Origin of the sequence: Streptomyces sp. S07_1.15 (genome assembly GCF_020739505.1) — a bacterium.
In the GTDB taxonomy this organism is placed as follows: domain Bacteria; phylum Actinomycetota; class Actinomycetes; order Streptomycetales; family Streptomycetaceae; genus Streptomyces; species Streptomyces xinghaiensis.
In genome coordinates this window covers 70,173-90,100 of the sequence record NZ_JAJBZK010000001.1, presented here as the reverse complement: position 1 = coordinate 90,100, position 19,928 = coordinate 70,173, and the positions used below count along the sequence as shown (strand labels likewise).

Sequence of the window (19,928 nt, the reverse complement as noted above, 5' to 3'; positions counted from 1 at the left end):
GCGTGCCCGGCGGGTGTGGGAGTGCGCTGTGGGGGTACTCAACGCCCGCGGTCCGCCGGCGGCCGGTGACGTCGGGCGGCCGGCGACGTATCCGACCAGGCAGGGGCAGGCGGGCATGAACCACGGTGAGGACGCCATCGCGGAACTGACGGCCGATCACCGCGAGGTCGACGAGCTGTTCGAGAGTCTGCAGGGCGTCCCCACCGGCCGTCCCGAGCGCAGGCGGGTGCTGGACCGGATCACCATGGAACTCGTCCGGCACGCGGTCGCCGAGGAGCAGTACCTGTATCCGGAGGTGCGCCGGCGCGTGCCGGGCGGCGCCGCGCTCGCCGACAAGGAGATCGCCGATCACGCCGAGGTGGAGCGGCTTCTCAAGGACTTGGAGGACCGCAGGCCCGACGACCCGGACTTCGACGGGCTCGTCATCCGGCTGATCAGCGAGGTGACCGCGCACATCCACGACGAGGAGCGGCACCTCTTCGCCCGGCTGCGCGAGGTCTGCTCCGCCGAACGGCTGCAAGAACTGGGTGGCAAGATCCGCCGGGCCAAGCGGACCGCCCCCACCCGCCCGCACCCCGGCGCCCCCGACACCCCGCCCGCCAACCGCCTTCTCGACCCGGGGGCGGGGCTCGTCGACCGCGCCCGCGACGCCCTGAGCGGACGCGGGAGGCTCTGAAATCCCCGCCCGGCGACGGGGCGGGAGGGACGGGGAGCCCCGGCGGGCCGCTGCCGGCAGCGGATCACAGGAACCCGTGGTGCGGTGCCCAGGTGTACTTGCCGCCGCCCACCCACCGGACCACGGCGGGATCGTCGAGATCGACGTGCACCAGCCCGGCGTCGTGGGCGAGGGTGACGACGTCCACGATCGACTCGGCCTTGCCGGCGGCCTCCCCCCGGATCTCCACCAGACGGAACGGCGGCTCCCCCGGGGTGACGGGCCAGACCACGATCGGCGGGGCTTCGACGAGCGGTTCGTTGATCTCGGTCATAGGACTCATCGTGCGGCCGCCGGCCGGGCCCCGCACGTCCGGGCCGGGCGGGTGCGGTCCGCGGGGTGCAGGGGGGCCGCGGCAGCACCTTGTCCCGCGGCGGGGCGGCTGCAAGGATTGACGTATGTCGAATTCCGGAGGTCCGGCGCGTACGCCGGTGGCGGAGCCCGTGGTCCCGTGCTGCCCGCCGCTGAGCCGGCGCGCGCTGACCGCCGAGGAGGCCGGGCGCACCGCGGCGATGTTCAAGGCGCTGGGCGACCCGGTCCGGCTGCGGCTGTTCTCCCTGGTGGCCTCGCACCCCGGCGGGGAGGCCTGCGTCTGTGACATCTCGGATGTCGGTGTCTCGCAGCCCACGGTCAGCCACCACCTCAAGAAGCTGCGGGAGGCCGGACTGCTCACCTCCGAGCGGCGCGGCACCTGGGTGTACTACCGGGTCGCGCCGTCCGTCCTGGCGGCGCTGGCCGGTGTCCTGGCGGCCGGCGACTGACACCGGGCGGCGCCGGCCGGACTCGGGCGCCGCCTCCTGTGGCGGGGGTGGTCCGCCCTGTCCTCCGCCGCTCACAGCCGTCAACGGCCGCCACGCCCCGGGCGCGTGGAGAAGGCCGTTTCCCGCGAACCGACATGACGTGCCGTCAGCTCCGTGAGGATCGCGATGTGAGGGGTACCGGCCCCTGACGGGCGGAAGTTGTGCGCGATAGGTTCAAGAGATCAGCACAGGGCAGTCGTGATGTGAAAACTCCCGGAAGGATGCGGACATGAGCGATACGGGTCCGAACAACCCGTACGGCCCGCCCCAGGGCGGGCAGTACCCTTCGTCCCCCCAGCAGCCCGGGCCGGGATACGGGCAGGCGCCCTATCCGCAGCAGCCCGGGCAGGGGTACGGCCAGGCGCCCTACCCGCAGCAGCCCGGGCAGCCCTATGGCGGGTATCCCGGCGGCAACCAGATGCCGGAGCAGATGTCCGGCACCCTGAAGACGGCACGGGTACTGCTCTTCGTCTTCGGCGGACTGGGCCTCATCGGCGGTCTGTTCATGACGGCCGGCGGCGCCCTGCTCAACAACAGCGAGGTACGCGAAGCCGTTGAGGAGCAGGGGGGCCTGCAGGACGGCATATCGGCCGGGCTCCTGCTCGGGCTCGGGGCCTTCGCGCTGATCCTGTCGATCGCGGAGATCGTCGTCGCCGCCAAGTTCGGCAAGGGCGGCAGCGGTGTCCGGATCGCCGCGATCGTCGTGGGAGCACTGATGATCGTCTCCGGCATCTACTTCTTCCCGCCCGGCCTGCTGTGGATCATCGCGGGTGGTCTGGTCGTCGCCTTCACGGCGATGAAGGACGGCGCGGCCTGGTTCGCCCGCCCGCGGTCCTGAACCTCCCCTTCCCGGTCCGGCCGGCCGGGAACGGTCCGCCCGTCAGGGGTGGCGTCCTCTCCGGATGCCACCCCTGACGTGGTTCGCCCGGCTGCTCGCCGCCCGCCGCTCGCTGCCGGCCGCCGTGCCCCGGCCCCGCGGCGGCCGTCCGGCCCGGCCCGGCGCCGCTCGCGCCGTGAACCAGGCCGGTGCCACGGCACGTACACTGGGGCCATGGGTCGCACAGACGGAGTGGGGGAGTGCCCGCGCAGGGCTCCCCGCGCCGCGTGCCCGGACGGCGCGACCCCGGTGACGGGTCCCGCACCCGGCGCCGCGCCGGACGCCGGCTGCCGGGCGCTGCACGGACACGGCTAGCGCCGGCGACCCCTCGACCCCCCACCCGGGCCCTCCGCCCTCCTCTCCCCTCCGCGGATCTCTCCGCACGGCTCCGCTCCTGATCCGGAACGCCCGTGACCACCCCGCCGGATTGAGTTCCGGTACCCGGCGACGCCGGGCCCGCCGTTCCGCTCCGCGTTCCGTCCCGCCCGTCGCCGCACCAGCGGTGGCCCCGGTGTGCCGTGCGCCCGGCCGGGACGCGCGGGTCCGCCGCGCCCCCGAAAGGACGCCTGTGAAGCTGAACGCACTGCTGGCCGGACACGACCACGAGATCCTCCGCGGCGATCCGGAGACGGACATCACCGCCGGAGTCCGCTTCGACGCCGGCCGGGTGTCGCCCGGCTCGCTGTTCATCGCCGTCCCCGGTCACCGCGAGGGCGGTCCCGAGGCCATCGGGCCCGCGCTCGCGCGCGGTGCGGCGGCGGTGCTCGTCGAGGAAGGACGGCCCGGACCACCGGAGTCGGTGTGGGCGGCCGCCGGGGACGTGTGTGTCGTCCGGGTGCCCGGGACGCGGGCGGCCGCGGCGGCCGTCGCCTCGCGCTACCACGGCGATCCCGGGCAGCGGATGGACATGGTCGCCGTCACCGGGACCAACGGCAAGACCTCGGTGTCCTGCATGGTCGAGTCCGTCCTGCGGATCGCCGAGAACGCCAGGGTCGGGGTCATCGGAACGGCCGGGAGCCGGATCGGCGACGAACTGATCCCGATGCCGAGATCGGCCCTGAGTACACCGGAGTCACCCGATCTCCAGTACCTGCTGGGATGTATGCGCGACCGCGGGGCCACGAGCGCGGTCCTGGAGGCCACGTCGATGGGCCTGCTGACCCACCGCGTCGACCACACCTTCATCGACGTGGGCGTCTTCACCAACCTGACGCAGGATCACCTGGACGACCACGGAACGATGGAGAGCTACACGGAGGCCAAACTCCGCCTCTTCCGCGGACTGTGCGAGCGCGCGGTGGTCAATGCCGACGACCCGGTGGGAGCCCGGATCGAGGCACTGATGCCCGGGGCGGTGTCCACCTACGCGATCGACGCCGAGGCGGACTACCGGGCGACCGACCTGCACATGGACGCCTTCGGCGCGCGGTTCGTCCTCCACCACGCCGGCCACAAGTACCCCGTGGCCATCCCCGTACCGGGCCGGTACTCCGTCGCCAACGCGCTGGCCACCGTCGCGGCCTGCCATCTCCTCGGACACGAGCTGGAGGGGCTGCTCTCCGCCCTCGACCGGCTTCCCCCGATCCCGGGACGGTTCGAACGCTTCACGGCACCGCACGGGGCCTCCGTGATTGTGGACTACGCCCACTCCCCGGACTCCCTGGACAACGTGCTGGCCACCATCCGGGACTTCGCGCCCGGCCGGATCATCACGGTCTTCGGCTGCGGCGGGGACCGGGATGTCACCAAGCGCGCCCGGATGGGGGAGATCGCCGGCTCCCACTCCGATCTGTGCGTCGTCACCTCGGACAATCCCCGTGGCGAGGATCCCGAGATCATCCTGGACCACGTCAGCGAGGGCCTGAGAGCCTCGGGAACCCCCTTCGAACGCTGCGCCGACCGGCGGCGGGCGATCGCCTTCGCGCTGGCCGAGGCCGGCCCGGAGGACATCGTGCTGGTCGCGGGGAAGGGCAGCGAACCCTTCCAGATCGTGGGGGAGGAACTGCTCCCGTTCAGCGACATGGCGACGGTGCGCGAACTGGCCGGGCCCCGGTAGGGCGTCCGGTGGGACGGGACCGGCGGGCCGGCCCGCCGCGACGAGGGCCCGGGGCGGCCCCCAACGGCCCCGCCCCGCACCGGGTCTGACGGACCGCCGGCTCCTCCGGCCCGGCTCTCCGGCGACGGAGCCCGGGACCGGGCCCGGGCGCCCGGACCCGGAGCCGCCCCACGGGGCCTACGGCGAGCGGCGGTTGACGCCGCACCGATGCACCGCCGGACCCGGACCGGGCGGTCCGGCCGGATTCCCGGAGCCCACAAGGCTTTTCCGGCCCCGGTGAGCGGGGCAGCCTCCAACCGGCGGGTCCGCCGATACGATGGCGCCCGTACACGTCGCGTAAACGCACCGTCCCGGGGGAGGGGAAGCCCGTGAGCAGCATCAGCAAGGGCCCCGACGGCAATCTCAACAAAGGCCTGGAGAAGGTCCAGGTGGCGGTCAAGTGGGACCCCAGTCCCCTCGGCGAACCCACCTGCGATCTCGACATCGTCGCCGGGACCTACTCGGCCGAGGACCCGTACGGTGCTCCGGTGTACCTCGTCCACTTCGACAGCCGGTCGCCCGACGGCACCATCACCCTCACCCGCGACAGCCGCAACGGCCTCGGTTTCGGGGTCGACGAGGCCATGACCCTGGAGCTCTACCGGATGGCGCCCACCTTCGCGCGGGTGGTCGTGGGCGTGGCCATCCAGCAGGGCGAGGGCCGCCGGACCTTCGGCGGGGTGCGGAACAGCGCCGTGCAGATCCTCAACGGGCCGGCCGAACTGGCGCGGGACGACTTCGAGAGCGTCTCCGGGGCCCTGGCCGCCACCGTCGCCGAGTTCCGCCGGGACGCCGACGGCGCCTGGGAGTTCCGCAAGACCCTCCGCGGGTACGACGCCGACCCCAACGCCTTCGCCCGGCTGATGGGGGAGCGGACCCCCTGATCCGGCCCGGCCGCCCCGGTGCCGCCCGGCACGGGACGCGGCTCGGCGCAGCTCCGGCATGACCCGTTCGTGGATGAGCCGGAGCCGGGCCGCGGCGCCGGCGGCCTCCGGGAGGTCCCGGCCGGCGAAGGCGCGGGCCGGGCTCCGGTCGGCGCGGAACGGAGCCCCGTCCCCGCGCGCCCCCGGGCGTCCCGGAGGACGAGGTGTCCGGCGTCACGCGTACCGGCACCGGGAAGCACCGGACCGGCCGGTCCGGGCTCGCTAACATGGCGCCGTGAGCCGAGAACAGCGCCCGGTCCGGCGCCCTCCGGGGCGGACCCGCGCGTGCCTCGTGCTCGCCGTCCTCGCCGGTCTTCTCGGCCTGCACGGCCTGGCGGCGGCACCGGCTTCCACGGCCCTCGCGCCGCCGCACTCCTCCGCTTCCTCCGGGGAGCGGCCGGCCGGCCCCCGGCTCTCGGCCGACGGCGCGTGCCACGACCCCTGCGGCGGGCACGAGACGCATGCCGTGACGGACTGCGCGGCGGCCTCCGTGAGCACCGGCCCGGCCCCGTCACCACTGTCCCCGGCCCGGTACGCCGTGCGCGGTGCGGCGGGGACACCGGCCACGGCCGGGCCGCCCGCTCCCCGGGGCGGCAGAGGGCCGCCCTCGCTCTCCGAACTCCAGCTCCTGCGGATATAGGCCGCGCCTCCCGAGGCGCCGCGCACGCACGCGTCGGCGCCTCCTGCGGCCATGCCTGCCCCCAGACTTCCAGGAGTTGTGACCATGCGATCCACCCGTACCCTTTCCCGCCGCGCCGCCCGCGCGGCCGCCGCCGGAGCAGCCGCGCTGGTGCTGGCGGCCTGCGGCGGAGAGAGCGGAGACAACAGCAGCGACGACACCCGGGCCCGGCCCGCCCCCTCCGCCGCGAGCGCGGCGCCGGAGACCCAGCACAACGCCGCCGACGTGGCCTTCGCGCAGGGGATGATCCCGCACCACGAACAGGCCGTGGAGATGGCGCGGCTGGCACGCGGACGCGCCGCCTCGGACGAGGTCGGGAAGCTCGCCGGGCAGATCGAGAAGGCCCAGGCGCCGGAGATCGAGACCCTCGACGGCTGGCTCGGCGCATGGGGCGAGGAGCGGATGCCCGGCGGTATGGACCCCGGGGCCCACGAGGGCCACGGGATGTCCGGGATGATGGACGCCGGGCAGATGAAGCGGTTGGAGTCCGCCTCCGGCAAGGCGTTCGACACGGCCTTCCTGGAGCTGATGATCGAGCACCACGAGGGCGCCGTGACGATGGCCCGCACCCAGCAGAAGCAGGGTGAGTACGGGCCGGCCCGGAAGATGGCCGCGGCCATCGTCACCTCGCAGGGCGAGGAGATCGCCCGGATGAAGGATCTCCTCGGCCGCTGACGGCCGCTGATGGCCTCCCGCGGCGGTTGACGGACGGCGGCGGCACCGGGACGGGACCACGGGCTCCCGGTGCCGTCCGCCGGCCCGCGCGGCGCGGGCGGGCGGCGTACGCCGGGGCCAAAGGCGACGTGTCCGGGCGAATGCGGACAGCCCGACGGGCGGAAATACCCGGGGCTTTGAGCCGTGAAACCCAGCGGGTTAAGATCCGGCGTCGAGTCCTTCGCGTGGTCGGCTGCCCAATGGGGGCGGCGGCGAAGGCACCGTCGATTCCGCAGAGTTGCGCGGAGCCGGGAGCGCGCCCCACCTCCCGGCAGGCGGCCGAGGAAGAAGGAGCTGCCCTCAGTGGCGTCCCACCGTCGTCCCAAGCAGCCTAACCAGCGCGCTTACGCGGCCGTTCTCGGCGTCACCGCCGCGGCGGTCGCCCTCTCCACCAACTCGGCACAGGCCGACCCGATGCCCGACCCGAACAAGAAGGGCGTCAAGGCGCAGGTCGACCGGCTCTACGAAGAGGCCACGCAGGCGACCGAGAAGTACAACGGGGCGAACGAGAAAGAGGAGAAGCTCGAGAAGGAGGTCGAGTCGCTGCAGGAGACGGTGGCCCGCGGCCAGGCCGAGCTCAACAAGCTGCGCAACGGCCTGGGTTCGATGGCCACGGCGCAGTACCGCAGCGGTGGCATCGACCCGTCGGTCCAGCTCCTCCTCGCCAGCGACCCGGACGGCTACCTCGAGAAGGCCTCCACGCTCGACCGGCTCAGCAGCCAGCAGCTCACCACGCTCAAGAAGGCGCAGGAGAAGCAGCGCACGCTGCAGCAGCAGCGCGCCGAGGCGGCGGACAAGCTGGAGGACCTGGAGGAGACCCGCACGGAGCTCCGGGACCGGAAGAAGGAGATCCAGGGCAAGCTGGCCAAGGCCCAGCGCCTCCTCAACAAGCTGACGGCCGAGGAGAAGGCCGCGATGGCCGCGGAGGAGGAGCGGGCGAACCGCACCAGCGCCCGCGCCGAGCTCGGCAGCCAGTCCAGCGCCACCGGCCGCGCCGCGTCCGCCTTCGAGGCGGCCAAGAGCCGGGTCGGCATGCCGTACGTGTGGGGCGCCACCGGCCCCAACTCCTTCGACTGCTCCGGTCTCACGTCCTGGGCGTTCCAGCAGGCGGGGATCGCGATACCCCGGACCTCGCAGGCCCAGGCCAACGCCGGCACCCGCATCAACTCGCAGAGCCAGCTGCGGCCCGGCGACCTCGTCATCATGCGCAGCGACCTCAGCCACGTCGGCTTCTACGCCGGCAACGGCCAGATCCTCCACGCCCCCAAGCCCGGTACCAGCGTGCGGTACGAGCCGATGAGCACCAGCGGCATGCCGTTCATGTGGGGCGTCCGCATCGGCTGAGCGCCGCGGGGGCGGCCCGGCGCCGCCCCCCGTACCGCCGGCCGGAGCCGGCCCCGACGAGCCCGCACCCGAGTGGTGCGGGCTTTTCCGTGTCCTCCGGCAGGTGATTCATCCTCATTGCCGCTTTTGTCGGGATGTGTTGACATGGCGTTGGCGGGTACCGGCGGTGGCGGAGGAGGACGACATGGACGTATGGGAGCCGGTGCTCGTGCTCCTGGGCCTGGTGGCCGGAGGGCTGCTGCTGGTCCGGGGGCTGGGGCTGTGGCTGGCGGCGGACCGCGAGCCGCTGGAGGCCGGGCCGTTCAGCGGTGGGCCGTCCCCGGGCGAGCACGCCTTCTCCCGCTTCCATGTGCGCTGGTACCCCGTCACGATGATCTTCCTGGCCTTCGACATGGAGATGCTCTTCATGTACCCGTGGGTCCGGGTGGTCTCCGAGAAGGGCCCGAGCGCCGTGGCCGAGATGTTCCTCTTCCTCGGCATTCTCTTCGCGGGCGTGGTCTACGCCCGGCGCGAGGGGGCCTTCCGGTGGACCTGAGAGACCGCCTCCGGCGTGCCGCCCTGAGCCGCCCGGGGGTCATGCTGGTCGCCCTGCCGGGAGCCACCCGCGTCCGGCTGGAACTCGAAGCCGAACTGCGGCGCCGGGGATGGCCGCGGAGCGGGACCCCCGCCGCCGCGGATCTCCTCGTCCTCGCCGGGGAACGCGATCCGCACGGCGAGGACTCCTGGCTCGACGGGATCTGGGAGGGGGTGCCGAAGCCGGCCGCTCGGCTGGCGGTGCGTCACCCCGGCGAGGCGGCGGCGGCACTGGACACCGGGCACCGGCTGCTGCGAGAGGACGCGGGGACCCGGCACGACCTCGCACCGGCCGTGACCCCGCCCGGCGATGAGCCCACCGCGGGGCGGAACGGGCGGCCCGGCGGCGGCCCCGGGGAACGGACGGATGACGGGGCGGGGGGTCACCACGATGACGGCGGTCACCACGATGACGGCGGAGACCAGGAGGACCGGGGCGGTCACAGCGACAGCGGCGGTCACGGCGGTGACGCCGATCCCGACGGTCAGGACGGCCGGCAGGAGAGCGGCCACGGTGACGGCAGCGGCGGCCACGGTGACGGCCACGGCGGCCACTCCTCGCACGAGACGCACGAGACGCACGAGATGTCCGGACCCGCGGGCCTCCCGATGGCCGAACGGGCGGAGGACCGGGACGGCCTCACGCTCGACCGCCTGCGCCTGCCCCTCGGGCCCGCGCTGCCGGACTGGCCGGCCGGGCTGATCCTGCGTCTGGTCCTGCAGGGCGACGTCGTCCAGCGGGCCGGGACGGAGACCCTGCCCGTGCGGCGCCGGAAGGACCCGTTCTGGGACGAGCCGTGGCTGCGCGCCGCCCGGGGGGAGACCGTCCCCCGGTCCGAGGCCGCCCGCCGGCGCTGCGCCGCCCATCTGGACAGCCTGGGCCGCTTCCTCGCCGTCGCGGGCTGGGACGACCCGGCCGCCCGCGCCCGCCGGCTGCGGGACGGCGCCCTGTCGGCGGAACCCGGGGACCGGCTGCGCGAGGACGTCGTCTCGCTGGCCCGCCGGGTGGCGCGGTCGCGTGCGCTGCGGCTGCTGACCGCCGGGCTCGGCCCGCTGCCCGCCGCGGAGGCCCGGGCCGCCGGCGTCTCCGGGCCGGCGCACACCGCAGACGGGGACGCCTACGACCGCCTGCTGGTGTGGCTGGACGAACTCGGCCGTTCCGCCGGGGAGTTCGGCGACGAACGGCCCCTGGCGCGGGACGACCGGACGGGCCCGCGCGGCACCCTGGACGGTGCCGCGCCCCCGTCGCGGGGGCTGCTGGACGTCCTCCCGGGTCTGCTGAGCGGAGCCGAGTTCGCCGGGGCGCGGATCGTCGTCGCCAGTCTCGACCCGGACATCGACGAGCTCCCGGCCGCCGACCGGCGGGAGGCCGCCGGTGTCTGAGACCGCACCGCTCTGGGCGGCCGCCGTGCTGCCGTTCGCGCTGCTGGCCCTGGCCGCCGTCACGGCCGGGTGCGGAGCGGCCGTGTCCGCGGCGGCCGAGCGGGGCCCGGCGGGTTCCGTCCGCGAACTGGCGAGCCGGGCGGCCGCACCGCTGCGGGAGGCGCTGCGGCTCCTGGTGCAGCAGCCGCGGACCACCACCGCCGCGGACGGCGCGCTCCGCCGGGCGGGGGTGGCGCTGCTCCCCACCGCCGCGGTCCTGGCGGGCGCGGTACTGCCCCTGGGGTTCCGGCCCGTCACCGACCCGGGCGTCGGCATCGTCTGGTTCAACGCCATGGAGGTGCTGGCCTGGGCGGCCGTCTGGCTCACGGGCTGGGGGGCCAACTCGGCGCTGTCGCTGATCGGGGGCTACCGCTTCCTCGCCCAGGGCCTGGCCTACGAGCTGCCGCACATGCTGGCGATCACGACGGCCGCGCTCGGCGCGGAGTCGCTGCGGGTCGGGGAGGTGGTGGCGCGGCAGGAGGGCCTGTGGTTCGCGCTCTGGATGCCGGCCGCCTTCGCCGTCTATCTGGTGAGCGCCGTCGCCATGGCGTTCTGGGGGCCCTTCGGCCATCCGCTGGGCCGGGACGCGGCGGGCAGCGCCGCGGCCGAACTCGGCGGCCCCGCGCGGCTGGTCCTCCTCGGCGGGCGGTGGACGCTGCTGGTGGTGGCGGCCGCGTTCGCCGTGCCGCTCTTCCTCGGCGGCGGCCACGGCCCGCTGCTGCCCGGCTGGCTCTGGACGCTGCTGAAGACGGCGGCCGTGCTGGCCGTCCTGCTCGCGGTCCGGCGCGCCCTGCCCGCCGTCCGGATGGAGCGGTACACGGAGTTCGCCTGGACGGTCCTCGTCCCGCTGACCCTGCTTCAGGCCCTGGCCGTCGCCGTCGTCGTCCTGAACCGATGAAGGGAGCGGAATCCGCCGATGCTCGATCACGCGCTGTTCTGGGTGCTGGCCGTACTCGCGGCCGCCGCCGGGGTCATGGTGTTCCGCTTCGACTCCATGGCCCGGGCCACGTACGCCCTGCTCACCTCGCTGCTGTGCGCGGGCGGCGTGGTGATGCTCCTCGGGCTGGACTACCTGGGGGTCGTCATCCTGCTGATGATGACCGTCGAGATGGCCCTCATGGCCGTCTTCATGGTGATGTACATGATGAACCCGGCCGGGCTGATGCCCATGTCGATGCTGCACAACACCAAGGGCGCGGCGGTCCTCTGCGGGACCGTCTTCGCCGTGCTCGCCGCGGGCATCCTGCTCGCCCCCTGGCCGGCCCGCCGCGGCCGGCCGCCCGCCGACCCCACCCACGACCTGGGCATGTCGCTGATGGGGCCGCACATGCTCACCATGATGACCTTGGGCATGGCCCTGTTCGCCACCATCGTCGGCACGGTCGTCCTGGCCACCCGCCGCGGCCGCTACGACCGCTTCGGGGACGACCTGAAGGCCCGCCGGCCCGACGACCCGGTGCCGGGAGGTGGCCGGCGGTGACCCTGGAAACGCTTCTGCTGCTCGCCGCCGCGCTGTTCAGCACCGGCCTGTTCGGCGCGCTCACCCAGCAGTCGGTCGTGATGCTGATGATGGGGCTCGAACTCATGCTGGGCGGACTGATCGTGGCCGCCGCGGCCGTCTGGCACCACATCGCGCCCGCCGGCGCCGACGGCCAGGTGCTCATCGTGCTGGCCGTCACCGTGATGGCCGTGGAGATGGCCGTCGGATTCGCGGTGGTCACCGCCCTCTTCCGCGCCCAGGAGATCGACATGACCGACATGGCCGCGGAGCTGAAGGAGTGAGCTGGCCGCTGTGGGCCCTCATCGCCCTGCCGCTGGGCTCCGGCACGGCCCTGGCCGTCCTGGGCCGCCGCGCCGACCGGGCGGCACCCGGCACGGCGGTCGCCGCGGCCGCCGCCACCCTGGGGCTGGCCTGCGCCGCCGCCACCACCCGGCCCGACGCCGCGGCGCCGCTGCTGGACGGGCTCCCGGTGCGGCTGGCGGCGGACGGGCTGTCCGGCCCGGTGGCCGTGGCCACGGCCGCGGTCACCCTGGCCGTCCTCGTCTTCAGCAGCCGGGGCAACGGGCCCGGCGAGGCGCGGGCCCGCTTCTCCGGGCTGATGCTCCTCTTCTCCGGCGCCATGCTCACCACCGTCACGGCGCAGACCCTGCCCGTGCTGCTCATGGCCTGGGAGCTGATGGGGGCCACCTCCTGGGCCCTCATCGGCTACTGGTGGCGGGAACCGGCGCGGGCGCGGGCCGCCGGCACCGCGTTCCTCACCACCCGCGCCGCCGACCTCGGCCTCTACGTCGCCGCGGGCGCCGCGCTCGCCGGCGGCACCGGAGGGCTGGACCTGGACGAGCTGTCCGGCACCACCGGCCCCTGGCTCTCCGTCGTCACCGCGGGCGTCATCGTGGCGGCCCTCGGCAAATCGGCCCAACTGCCCTTCAGCTTCTGGCTCTCCCGGGCGATGGAGGGCCCGAGCCCGGTCTCCGCGCTGCTCCACTCGGCGACCATGGCCGCCGCCGGGGCCTATCTGCTCCTCAGGACCGGACCGCTGCTGACGGCCTCGGGCTGGGGCGGGCCGGTGACGGCCTGGGCCGGCGCCGCCACCGCCGTGCTCCTCGGCCTGGTCGCCGTGGCCCAGACCGACCTCAAACAGCTGCTGGCCGCCTCCACCTGCGCCCAGACCGGGTTCATGGTGCTCGCGGCCGGCACCGGGGGCATCACCGGCGGGACGCTCCAGTTCATCGGCCACGCCGCCGCCAAGAGCCTGGCCTTCCTGGTGGCGGGGGCCTGGCTGACCCTGCTGGGCACCAAGGCGCTGCCCGGGCTGCGCGGAGCCGCGCGCCGCCACCGCGTGGCCGGAGTCACCTTCACCGTCGCCGCGCTGACCCTGGCGGGCTGGCCGCCGCTGGTGCTCTGGGGAGCCAAGGACCTGCTCCTGGCCGCCGCCCTGAAGCACGGGACGGCGCTGTACACGGCAGGGCTCGCGGCCGCCGTGGTCGCCGCCGTCTACAGCGTCAAGGCCCTGTGGTTCGTCTGGCAGCCCGCGCCCGCGCCCGCACCCGAACGGGACGGCACCGGCCCCGGTGACGGCGGTGCGGCCCGCGACGGCGGCGGAGCGCTGCCCGCCCCGGCGTCCTGGGCCCTGGGCGGGCTGGCTCTCGCCTGTGCCGCGCTCGCCGTCCTGGCGTTCGAGCCCGCCCGGGGAACGTTCGCCCGGGCCCTCGGCACCACGGGCGAACCGGCCCCGCACGGCTGGGAGGTGGCGCTGTCCACCGCCCTCGTCCTGGCGGCCTCGGCCGCCGTCCTGCGGCGGGCCGCCCGCCCGCTGCCGCTGCCGCCCGCCGTCACCGCCTGGTGGGGCGACTGGATGCGGCTGGAGGCACTGGCCCGGCTGCTCCTCGTCCGCCCCGTACTGCGGCTGGCCGGGGTGCTGGCCGCCTTCGACGACCGCGTCCTCGCCCGGGCCGTCCGCGCGGCCGGGCACGGAGCCCTGCGCGCCGCCGGGGCCGTGGCCGTCCTCGACGCCCGGGGCCCGGACCGGGCCACCGTCTCGGCGGCCCGTGCGACGCTGCGGCTCGCCCGCGCCACCGGGCGGCCGGACGGCCGCGCCGGGGGGCGGGAGGAGTGGCTCGACGTCCTCGTCCGGGGGATCACCGCCGGGGCCGCGGCCCTGGGGCGGCTGGCGCGCCGGCCGCAGACCGGTCAGCTGCACCAGTACCTCGCCCAGGCCGTCGCGGCCTTCACCGTCCTCGCTCTCGCCCTCGTCCTCGTCGCTGTGAGGTGACCGCCGTGCTCACCGTTCTCGTCCTGCTCCCCACCGCGGTGGCGGCGCTCCTGCTCTGCCTGCCCCGCCGTGTGCCGCGCGCCGTCTTCCTCGGCGGCTGGCTGGCGGCAGCGGCGGCGGAACTCGCCCTCACCGCCGTGATCTGGGCGGGATACCGGGCCGCCGGCGGAATGCAGTACGAGCAGCGGGTGCGCTGGATCCCTGACGCGGGGGTGAGCTACCACGTCGGCGCCGACGGGCTCTCCCTGCCGCTGATGGCCCTCACCTGCGTGCTGTTCCTCGCCTGCGCCGGCTACACCTGGGCGCGGCGCGGGACCCGCCGGGTGCGGGAGTTCGCCGCCCTCTTCCTCTTTCTGCAGACCACCTGCCTCGGGCTGTTCGCCGCCCTGGACCTGATCCTCTTCTTCCTCTTCTTCGACCTGTCGATCGTCGCGATGTACTTCGTCATCGCGGGCTGGGGCCACCGGGACGCCGCTCGCGCGGCCCTCACGTTCTTCCTCTACACCTTCCTCGGCTCCCTGGCCCTCCTCCTGGGCTTCATCGGCCTCTTTCTGGCCGCCGACCCGCACACCTTCGACATCGTCGAGCTGACCCGGGAGAACCCGCTCGCGGGACGGGCCGCGTACGGCGGCCTGGTGCTGCTCGCCATCGGTATCGGACTGGCCGTCAAGACACCGACCGTGCCCTTTCACACCTGGCTTCCGCCCGCCCACACCGAGGCCCCCGCCGTGGGCTCGGCGATCCTGGCCGGCGTCCTGCTGAAGATGGGCACCTACGGCTTCCTGCGCATCGCCATGCCCGTCCTCCCCGGCGCCTGGCGCGAGTACGCCGAGGTCTTCGTGATCGTGGGCCTGGTGTCGGTGCTCTACGGGGCGCTGGTCGCCCTCGCCCAGACCGACTTCAAGCGGATGATCGCCTACACCTCCGTGAACCACATGGGTTATATCGTCCTGGCGTTCGGCGCGGCGGCGGCCACGGGCGCCGGAGCGGAGGAGGCCCGCCGGCTCGCCGTCACCGGGGCCGTCTTCCAGATGGTCAGCCACGGACTGCTGACCGGCGCGCTGTTCCTGCTCGCCGGAGTGCTGTACGACCGGTGCCGTACGTACGAGATGGCGGCCTACTCCGGACTCGCCGGCCGCGCCCCGGTCTTCGCCGCGCTGACCGGGGTGGCCGCGTTCGCCTCCCTCGGGTTGCCGGGGTTCTCCGGCTTCATCGCCGAGTTCCAGATCTTCACCGGCAGTCTCGGTTCCCGGCCGGTGGAGACCTCGCTCGCGGTGCTCGGCATCCTCCTCACCGCCGGCCTCTTCCTCCGCGCCCTGCAGCGGATGCTCCTCGGACCGCTCCGGCTGCCCGACGCGCCCGGTGCCGGACGGCCGTTCCCCGACCTCCGGGCACCCGAACGCGTCGCCGTCGTACCGCTGCTGGGCCTCGGCGTCCTCCTCGGCATCGCACCGCGCTTCGTCCTGGACGTCATCGAACCCGCCTCGCGCGGCGTGATGGAGCTGCTCGCCCGATGACCCGGATGGAACAGAGCCTTGTCGAGCTGATCCCGGAGGCGCTGCTCGCGGCCGGGGCCGTCGCCGGACTGCTGCTGGGCGCCTGGCTGCCGCGCCGCCGGCAGTGGCTGGTGGGCGTCCTCGCCTGCGCGGTGTGCGGAGCGGGCGCCGTGGCGGCGGCGGTCCTCGCCACCGGTCCGCCCGCCACCGCCTTCACCGGCTCCTTCGCCGCCGACCCCGTCACGGGCACCGCCCGGATCGTGATCCTCGGCTCCACGCTGCTGGTGTCGCTGCTGGGGCTCGGCCCCCTGCACGGGCACCCGCGGCAGTCCGAGTTCTTCGTCCTGCTGCAACTCGCCGCGCTGGGCGCCCTGATGCTCGCCGGGGCGCAGGACCTGCTGCTGCTCGCCGCCGCCTATCTGCTGGCGAGTGTCCCCTCGTACGTCCTCGCGGGCTTCCGGAAGGACGCGCCCGGCACCGAGGCCGCCCTGAAGTACTACGTGGTCGGCGCGCTGCTCGGGGTGCTGATGCTGGCCGGGATCACCGTGCTGTACGCGGCGGGACGCGGCTCCGCCTACCCCCTGCTGCGGACGGAGCTTCCGGAGGCGTCCGCGGGGCTGACGGCCGCCGGAACGGTCCTGCTGCTGGCCGGGATGCTGTTCAAGGCCGCGGGGGTGCCCGGCCACTACTGGCTGCCGGACGCGGTGCAGGGGAGCGCGGCGCCGGTCGCCGCCTTCCTCACCACCGTCCCCAAGATCGGGGCGCTGGCGGCGCTGTACCGGCTGGCGGCCGTGCCGTTCTCCGATACGTCGGCCGGATGGACCGAGCTGGTCGCCGTGGTGTCCGCCGCCTCGATGACCCTCGGCAACCTGGCCGCGTTCTTCCAGCGGGACGTGCGGCGGCTGCTCGCCTACTCGGCGATCAGCCAGGTCGGCTATCTGCTGATGCCGGTCGCCGTGGCGGGCCGCGACTCCCTCGCCCAGCCGGCGCTGCTCTTCTACCTCGCCGCCTACGCGCTGACGAACCTCGGCGCCTTCGCCGTCGTCTGCGCCCTCCCCCGGATCCGCACGCTCGACGGCTACCGCGGCCTGGCCCGGCACCGGCCGGCGCTCGCCGTCTCCCTGACGGTCTGCCTGCTGGGCCTGGTGGGGACCCCGCCCACCGCGGTCTTCCTGGGGAAGCTGGAGGTCTTCGGCGCGGCGCTGGACGGCGGCCTCGGCTGGCTGATGGTCCTGGCCGCCGTCAACACCCTCGCCTCGCTCTTCTACTACCTGCGGTGGATCGCGCCCGCGTTCGCCATCGGTCCGTCCCCCGGGAACGGGCACGGTGCCGGTGCCGGGGACGGGGACGGGAACGAGGTGCCGGACGGGGCCGGCGACCCGGGCGGCCCGTTCGCCCCCGATGAGTGGACGGCTCCGGCCGCGGCGGTCGCCGTCGCCGCGGCGGCCCTCTCCCTCCTCCTCGGCCCGGCCGCCGGCCCGGTCCTCGCCGTCCTGGACGGACCGCTCGCCGGATGAAACGGCCCCGTCCGCGCGGCCGGGCCTCCCGGGCCGGCCCTTCCGGAAGCGCCCTCCGGGGCGGCGACGAGCGGCCGAAAAGGGTGTGTTGACGCCGGAACGGCGGCGTTCCTACGGTCCTACGGGCGCGGGCGGCCGCCCCACGCGGAGCCGGAAAGGGGACCCGAGTGACCACGACCGACACCGGACCGATCAGCTATCCCTTCAACGAGGCCACCGGGCTCGGCCTCGCCGACGCCTACGAGCGCGTCCGCCGGACCCCCGGCCTGGTCCGCGTACAGCTGCCGTACGGCGAGCCCGCCTGGCTCGTCACCCGCTACGCCGACGCCCGGCTGGTCTTGGGCGACCGCCGGTTCAGCCGGGCCGAGGCCACCCGCCGCGACGAACCCCGGCAGTCCCCGGTGTCCATGGCCAACGGCATGCTCGCCATGGACCCGCCCGGCCACACCCGGCTGCGCGCCCTGGTGGCCAAGGCGTTCACCACGCACCGGGTGGAGCGGCTGCGGCCGGACGTCCGGGCCCTCGCCGAGGACCTGCTCGACGCGCTGGAGGAGACCGGCCCGCCGGCCGACCTCGTCGAGGAGTACGCGCTGCCGATCCCCGTCGCCGTCATCTGCCGCCTCCTCGGCGTCCCCGAGGAGGACCGCCCGCGGTTCCGCGAGTGGAGCGACGCGGCGCTGTCCACCAGCTCCCTGACGGCGGAGGAGTTCCTGTCCAAGCGCGAGGAACTGCGGGGCTACATGGCCGGGTTGATCGCCCGGCACCGCGAGGAGCCGCGGGACGACCTGATGAGCGCGCTCATCGCCGCCCGCGACGGCGACCTGGAGCGGCTCACCGAGGAAGAGCTCACCGACCTCTGCGTCGGCATCCTCGTCGCGGGCCACGAGACGACCGCCACCCAGATTCCCAACTTCGTTCTCACCCTGCTCGACCACCCCCGGCATCTGGAACGGCTGCGCGGGGAGCCGGAGCTGATCCCGGCCGCCGTCGAGGAGCTGCTGCGTTTTGTCCCGCTCGGGGCCGGGTCCGCCTTCCCCCGGTACGCCACGGAGGACATCGAGGTCGGCGGCACCCTGGTGCGGGCGGGCGAACCGGTGCTGGTCGCCGTCGGGGCGGCCAACCGCGACGCCCTGCGCTTCGGCGAGCCCGGGCGGCTCGACTTCCGCAGGCCGGCCAACCAGCACATCGGCTTCGGCCACGGCGCCCACCACTGCCTGGGCGCACCGCTCGCCCGGCTGGAACTCCAGGAGGCCCTCCGGGCGTTGATCCTCCGCTTCCCCGGACTGCACACGGCCGGGGACGTCGAGTGGAAGACACAGATGATCGTGCGCGGACCGCGCACCCTGCCGATCGGGTGGTAAGCATGACCTGGCACATCGAAGTGGACCGGGAGCGGTGCATGGGCTCCGCCGTCTGCGCGGGCACCGCGCCCGACCTCTTCACCATGGACGCCGACCGGTCCCGCCCGGTGCGGCCGGACGTCGAGCCGGACGAGGAGGTCCTGGACGTGGCCGACTCGTGCCCGGTGATGGCGATCGAGGTCCTCGACGGCGGGAAGGTGATCGCCCCCCGCCCCTGAGCCGCCAGGGGCGGGGCACCGCCCCGCCCCGTCCAGGCGCCCCGGAGCCGCGATCCGGGGCGTCCGCGGGGGGACGGGCCGGGCCCGGCCGGTTCGGGTCCGCGGTCGTCCGTCTCTCCTCAACCGCCCTGTGCCGGAAGGAACTTCCGCAACGGTACCGGGGGCCGTCCGGGGCCGCGCGTCCGGAGGTCTTTCCGAAGCCCGCCCGCCCTTCCCGCTCGGGGGCCGGGAAGGACGGGCGCGGGGGTACGGGGGTGGCGGCCGCCGGGCCGCGGTCTCAGGAGCCCGCCCCGGGCAGTTCGGGGGCGTTGGCGAACAGGTCGAAGTACATGCCGAGCGAGACGAGCAGACCGACCGCGCCGAGCACGAGACCGGCCAGCGCCACGGACTTCACCCAGGAGCGGGTGCCGGCGCGCTGGGCGTGCAGGGCCAGCAGCAGGCCGCCGACGAGGATCGCCAGCAGCGCGAAGATGCCGTTGAGCAGGGCGGCCGTGTGCCAGGGGACGCTGTAGTAGGCCTCGATCTGGTCGCCGCCGCCACCTGAGCTGGCCTCGATCTGGCCGATGAGCTCTTTGCGGGCGTGCAGCATCTGGCCGACCGAGGTGCCGGTGAGGGAGCAGAGGCCGAACGCGGCGCTGACGACAGCGGCGGCGCCGGCCCCGAATCCGGTGCCGGAGGCGGTACGGGCGGGGGCGGCGTCCGCCGGGACGTCCGGCCCGTCGTCCTCGTCCTCGGCGCCGTCCGCGGGAGCGGTGCCCTCCGCGGTGGTCACGGGCTCCTCGGGCCCGGCCGCGTCATCCTTGCGGATCTCCTTCTCCGCGACGGGCCGCGCGGACTGCCCGGGAACGGCGGTCTTCTCCTCCTCCTTTGCGGGGTCGCTGTCGGTACGGGGGGTGGTGGTGCTCTCATCCGTCATGGGGAGCCACCCTACGGGGCGCACCTAAGGGTCCGGTAAGACCCTCCCGGCCGTGAGGAGTTGCGGCCCCTCCGAGCGGTCCGGGATCCGGCGGCACCGGTGCGGCGAACGCCTCCGGCCTCCCGGGTGCCGCCGGCCGCGCCGGGGTCGGCGGCGGCTGCGGCACCGGGAGGCCGGAGGCGCTTCCCGCTGTGGCTCACCCGGTGAGGAGGCGGCCCGGGTGTCCGCTCAGAACGGCATGCGCCACCGGGCGCGGCGCCCGGCGGACCCGCTCCGCGACACGGCACGGGAACTGCTGCGGAACGGCTTGCTGAACAGCCGGCCCAGCGGCCCGGGCGCCTTGCCCGTCACGCGGGTTCCGGCTCCGAGGGAGCGCTGGGTCCCGCGTTCCGGATGGCGGGAGAAACGCGGCAGCAGAAAGGCCAGTACGGCCAGAACCACACAGACGACGACAATGGCGACGGCCACGGCGGAAACCTCCTCGTTCTTCGGTTTTCCGCGCTTA

At 74.7% G+C, this 19,928-nt stretch carries 21 protein-coding genes; 18 read left to right on the top strand and 3 right to left on the bottom strand.

Annotated elements, in window-relative coordinates:
* Positions 1-115 precede the first annotated feature (115 nt).
* The gene (locus tag LIX60_RS00385) at positions 116-676 is read left to right on the top strand and encodes a hemerythrin domain-containing protein (protein WP_227956650.1); all 561 of its coding nucleotides are present in this window, start codon (positions 116-118) and stop codon (positions 674-676) included.
* Positions 677-740: 64 nt separating this feature from the next.
* Here the strand turns inward: LIX60_RS00385 and LIX60_RS00380 are convergent, their stop codons facing one another.
* Positions 741-989: a hypothetical protein gene (locus tag LIX60_RS00380; RefSeq protein ID WP_227956649.1), complete on the bottom strand. Its 249-nt coding sequence runs from the start codon at positions 987-989 to the stop codon at positions 741-743.
* Between the two features lie 124 nt (positions 990-1,113).
* On the opposite strand from LIX60_RS00380, the gene LIX60_RS00375 reads away from it, so the two are divergent.
* The 17 genes from LIX60_RS00375 (at position 1,114) to LIX60_RS00295 (ending at position 18,507) form a co-directional block, all read left to right on the top strand.
* The gene (locus LIX60_RS00375) at positions 1,114-1,476 is read left to right on the top strand and encodes a helix-turn-helix transcriptional regulator (RefSeq protein ID WP_043462573.1); all 363 of its coding nucleotides are present in this window, start codon (positions 1,114-1,116) and stop codon (positions 1,474-1,476) included.
* 268 nt (positions 1,477-1,744) lie between these two features.
* The gene (locus LIX60_RS00370) at positions 1,745-2,353 is read left to right on the top strand and encodes a hypothetical protein (RefSeq protein ID WP_019708382.1); all 609 of its coding nucleotides are present in this window, start codon (positions 1,745-1,747) and stop codon (positions 2,351-2,353) included.
* A gap of 607 nt (positions 2,354-2,960) precedes the next feature.
* Positions 2,961-4,448, top strand: a complete 1,488-nt coding sequence (locus tag LIX60_RS00365; protein WP_227956648.1) for a UDP-N-acetylmuramoyl-L-alanyl-D-glutamate--2,6-diaminopimelate ligase — start codon at positions 2,961-2,963, stop codon at positions 4,446-4,448.
* Positions 4,449-4,816: 368 nt separating this feature from the next.
* Positions 4,817-5,371, top strand: coding sequence for a TerD family protein (locus LIX60_RS00360; RefSeq protein ID WP_227956647.1), 555 nt, complete (start codon positions 4,817-4,819; stop codon positions 5,369-5,371).
* A 274-nt stretch (positions 5,372-5,645) separates the two neighbouring features.
* Positions 5,646-6,050, top strand: a complete 405-nt coding sequence (locus LIX60_RS00355; protein ID WP_227956646.1) for a DUF6153 family protein — start codon at positions 5,646-5,648, stop codon at positions 6,048-6,050.
* An 84-nt stretch (positions 6,051-6,134) separates the two neighbouring features.
* Complete coding sequence (locus tag LIX60_RS00350) at positions 6,135-6,764, top strand: DUF305 domain-containing protein (protein ID WP_227956645.1); 630 nt, start codon at positions 6,135-6,137, stop codon at positions 6,762-6,764.
* A 342-nt stretch (positions 6,765-7,106) separates the two neighbouring features.
* Positions 7,107-8,147 carry a C40 family peptidase gene (locus tag LIX60_RS00345; protein ID WP_227956644.1) on the top strand — a complete coding sequence of 347 codons (1,041 nt, stop codon included), beginning with the start codon at positions 7,107-7,109 and terminating at the stop codon, positions 8,145-8,147.
* Positions 8,148-8,331: 184 nt separating this feature from the next.
* A complete protein-coding gene (locus tag LIX60_RS00340; RefSeq protein WP_227956643.1) occupies positions 8,332-8,682 on the top strand; it encodes an NADH-quinone oxidoreductase subunit A in 351 nt (116 codons plus the stop codon).
* Positions 8,673-10,103: a hypothetical protein gene (locus tag LIX60_RS00335; RefSeq protein ID WP_227956642.1), complete on the top strand. Its 1,431-nt coding sequence runs from the start codon at positions 8,673-8,675 to the stop codon at positions 10,101-10,103. The genes LIX60_RS00340 and LIX60_RS00335 overlap by 10 nt, the downstream gene beginning before the upstream one ends.
* Complete coding sequence (locus LIX60_RS00330) at positions 10,096-11,040, top strand: NADH-quinone oxidoreductase subunit H (RefSeq protein WP_227956641.1); 945 nt, start codon at positions 10,096-10,098, stop codon at positions 11,038-11,040. The genes LIX60_RS00335 and LIX60_RS00330 overlap by 8 nt, the downstream gene beginning before the upstream one ends.
* Positions 11,041-11,058: 18 nt before the next feature.
* On the top strand, positions 11,059-11,622 hold the full coding sequence (locus LIX60_RS00325) for an NADH-quinone oxidoreductase subunit J (protein ID WP_227956640.1): 564 nt from the start codon (positions 11,059-11,061) through the stop codon (positions 11,620-11,622).
* Positions 11,619-11,924, top strand: a complete 306-nt coding sequence (locus LIX60_RS00320) for an NADH-quinone oxidoreductase subunit K (RefSeq protein ID WP_019706390.1) — start codon at positions 11,619-11,621, stop codon at positions 11,922-11,924. Before LIX60_RS00325 ends, LIX60_RS00320 begins: the two co-directional genes overlap by 4 nt.
* Positions 11,921-13,915: a proton-conducting transporter membrane subunit gene (locus LIX60_RS00315; RefSeq protein WP_227956639.1), complete on the top strand. Its 1,995-nt coding sequence runs from the start codon at positions 11,921-11,923 to the stop codon at positions 13,913-13,915. Before LIX60_RS00320 ends, LIX60_RS00315 begins: the two co-directional genes overlap by 4 nt.
* A gap of 5 nt (positions 13,916-13,920) precedes the next feature.
* A complete protein-coding gene (locus LIX60_RS00310; protein WP_227956638.1) occupies positions 13,921-15,432 on the top strand; it encodes a NuoM family protein in 1,512 nt (503 codons plus the stop codon).
* A complete protein-coding gene (locus tag LIX60_RS00305) occupies positions 15,429-16,928 on the top strand; it encodes an NADH-quinone oxidoreductase subunit N (protein WP_227956637.1) in 1,500 nt (499 codons plus the stop codon). The genes LIX60_RS00310 and LIX60_RS00305 overlap by 4 nt, the downstream gene beginning before the upstream one ends.
* Before the next feature lie 167 nt (positions 16,929-17,095).
* The gene (locus LIX60_RS00300) at positions 17,096-18,289 is read left to right on the top strand and encodes a cytochrome P450 (protein WP_227956636.1); all 1,194 of its coding nucleotides are present in this window, start codon (positions 17,096-17,098) and stop codon (positions 18,287-18,289) included.
* Positions 18,290-18,291: 2 nt separating this feature from the next.
* The gene (locus tag LIX60_RS00295) at positions 18,292-18,507 is read left to right on the top strand and encodes a ferredoxin (protein ID WP_176743609.1); all 216 of its coding nucleotides are present in this window, start codon (positions 18,292-18,294) and stop codon (positions 18,505-18,507) included.
* A 277-nt stretch (positions 18,508-18,784) separates the two neighbouring features.
* On the opposite strand, the gene LIX60_RS00290 is transcribed toward LIX60_RS00295, so the two are convergent.
* Positions 18,785-19,423, bottom strand: coding sequence for a hypothetical protein (locus LIX60_RS00290; protein WP_227956635.1), 639 nt, complete (start codon positions 19,421-19,423; stop codon positions 18,785-18,787).
* Positions 19,424-19,651: 228 nt separating this feature from the next.
* On the bottom strand, positions 19,652-19,891 hold the full coding sequence (locus tag LIX60_RS00285) for a DUF6411 family protein (RefSeq protein WP_043462553.1): 240 nt from the start codon (positions 19,889-19,891) through the stop codon (positions 19,652-19,654).
* Positions 19,892-19,928: the final 37 nt, after the last annotated feature.